The sequence below is a fragment of the Lysinibacillus sp. 10T31 genome, assembly GCF_056394365.1.
This window is the reverse complement of the sequence record NZ_JBFTHS010000274.1, coordinates 1-364: the sequence shown is the minus strand read 5'-3', so window position 1 is coordinate 364 and position 364 is coordinate 1. Positions and strand designations below refer to the sequence as shown.

The following is a 364-nucleotide window of genomic DNA, read 5'->3' as shown; positions in this document are numbered from 1 at the left end:
CTGGCAAGCCGTCGCACAGCCATGTGACTTCGTTAACAAGCGGTTCATTTTCGCTTCTTTAGACTGCCCGCCAGTGGTGAGCGAGCCCTTCGGCTTCGATTCGCTTTTCAGTCCCTTTTCTGGATTTCTTCCATGAGCCTTTCCAGTCGACGCCTGTCGTTCATCCTCCTGACGGGGCTGCTGGCCTGTCTGGTGGCTGCGACATTTTCCAGCCTGGCCACTCATGTGCGCTTCGGGCTGGAGTTTCGCGGTGGTTACGAGATTTATTACGTTGTGAACCCGGCACCGGGCAAAACCCGGCTCGCCAAGGATGACTTGTTGCAGACGGTCGCGATCCTGAGTAAACGCGCCGACAGCATTGGTA

At 56.6% G+C, this 364-nt stretch carries 1 pseudogene; it reads left to right on the top strand.

Annotated features, from left to right (window positions below):
* Positions 1-132: 132 nt before the first annotated feature.
* Positions 133-364, top strand: a pseudogene (locus AC1DCY_RS28015) (hypothetical protein); the annotation flags it as partial.